Below are 1977 nucleotides of genomic sequence, written 5' to 3'. Positions count from 1 at the left end.
ATCCCGTCCGACCTGGTCCGCTCCACCATCACGAGTTATGCCGCCGAGCGGCTGCAGATGATCAGCCAGCGGGTGATGACCCGCGCGCATCTCCTGACGATCGTCGAGAAGTTCGATCTCTATGCGAAAGAGCGCCAGAAGAAGACCACCGACGAGATCGTCGAGATGATGCGCGAGGATATCGCCTTCCAGCCGATCAGCGCGGAGGTCATCGATCCCAAATCCGGCCATCCGACCAAGGCGACGATCGCCTTCAGCCTGTCCTACGACGGCCGCCATCCCGATACCGTGCAGCGGGTGGCCAACGAGATCACGTCGCTCTATCTCGAGGAGAATCTGAAGACGCGCACTCAGAAGACCCAGGAAGCCTCCGATTTCCTCACCGAGGAGGTCGAGCAGATCGGGGCCTACGTCACCGAGCTGGAACAGACGCTGGCGCAGTTCAAGGAAGCCCATCTGTACGCCCTGCCGGAGCAGAAGGCGCTGAATTTGCAGTTCCTGCAGCAGACCGAGCAGGAGCTTCAGTCGCTCGATCTGCAGCTTAGGACGCTCCAGGAGCGCGCCCTCTATCTGGACGCGGAGCTCTCGCAAATCGCCCCGGAGACGCCGATCGTATCGGGCACCGGGGAGCGCATTCTGAGCAAGCAGGACCGGTTGAAGCACCTTCAGACCGAGCTGGTCGCCCTGACCAGCCGGTATGCCGATAAGCACCCGGATGTCGTGAAGGCGCGGCGCGAGATCGAGGCCCTGGAGCGCGAACTCGGGCCGGTCGATCACGCGCTCGACACGGTCAAGACCCTCGCGCATCTGAAGGGGGAGTTGGCGGTGCTCGAGGACACCCATGCGCCCGATCACCCCGATGTCGTCGCCGTCACGGCCAAGATCGCCGCCTACGAAAAGGCCCTGGCCGAGCCTTCGGCCGAGACGACGGCGCGGGCGATCGCCGCCCGCCAGCCGGACAATCCGGCCTATGTGAATCTGTCCGCCCAGAAAGCCAGCACCCGCCAGGAGATCGAGGCGCTCAAACAGCGCCGGCTCGAGCTCGAGGCGAAGCTGGCCGATTACCAGGACCGGCTGCAGCGCACGCCGGACACCGAGCGCCAGTATCTGGCCCTGATGCGGGATTACGAGAACGCCGCCAACCGCTATCGGGAATTGAGGGCGAAGCAGATGGAGGCCCAGATCGGGGAGCAGCTGGAGCGCAAAAGCAAGGGCGAGCGCTTTTCCATCATCGAGCCGCCCCTGTTGCCGGAAAAGCCGATCAAGCCGAACCGCCCGGCGATCGTCATCCTCGGTCTGCTGTTGGGCCTCGCCGCCGCGGTCGGCACGATCGCGCTGCGCACCACCTTCGATCAGACCGTCCGCACCGCCCGGGCCGTCGCCGCCCTGGTCGGCACCGCCCCGCTCGCGGTGGTCCCGTATCTCACGACCGATGAGCTCGCGATCGATCAGAGCCGCCAGCGCCTGATCCTGGCCGGCCTCGGGTTCGGCGCCCTGCTCCTGACCGTGTGCCTGATCCATTGGTTCTGGACCCCGCTGGATGTGCTCTGGTTCCGGGGTCTTCGGAAGCTCGACACCGCCCTCGGCTAACCCTGTCTCTCTTTTTACCCGGAGTGCCCGTGATGGAATCGATTGCCCCTTCGTTCGCAACCCCCACCCCCGGTCCGCGCGGCGGATCGCCCGCGGTCCCGGCGCCCGCCGAGCGGATCGAGTACACGACCACCCGCTCGATCGAGGTCCGCCGCGAGGTGCTGCGCCGCCAGCGTCTCATCGCCGGCTACCCGCCCGGCCCCTATGTGGACGCCTATAAGGTGCTCCGCACCAAGGTCTTGCAGATCCTCCGCGAGCGCGGCTGGAACGCGCTCGCCGTCACCAGCCCCAACCCCCAGGCGGGCAAGACCGTCGCCGCGATCAACCTGGCCCTGAGCCTCGCCCTCGACGTCAGCCAGACCGTCCTCCTGGTCGATGCCAATCTCC

At 66.2% G+C, this 1977-nt stretch carries 1 protein-coding gene and 1 pseudogene; both read left to right on the top strand.

Features of this window, described 5'->3' with window-relative positions; translation table 11 throughout:
• On the top strand, window positions 1-1590 hold a 1590-nt coding region (locus JOD69_RS24425; protein WP_210024369.1), incomplete at its 5' end, for a GNVR domain-containing protein.
• A 32-nt stretch (window positions 1591-1622) separates the two neighbouring features.
• Window positions 1623-1977 (top strand): annotated as a pseudogene (locus JOD69_RS24420) (hypothetical protein); the annotation flags it as partial.

Source organism: Methylocaldum sp. RMAD-M, from assembly GCF_017832375.1.
Classification (GTDB): Bacteria; Pseudomonadota; Gammaproteobacteria; order Methylococcales; family Methylococcaceae; genus Methylocaldum.
This window is presented reverse-complemented; position numbering and strand designations above follow the sequence as displayed.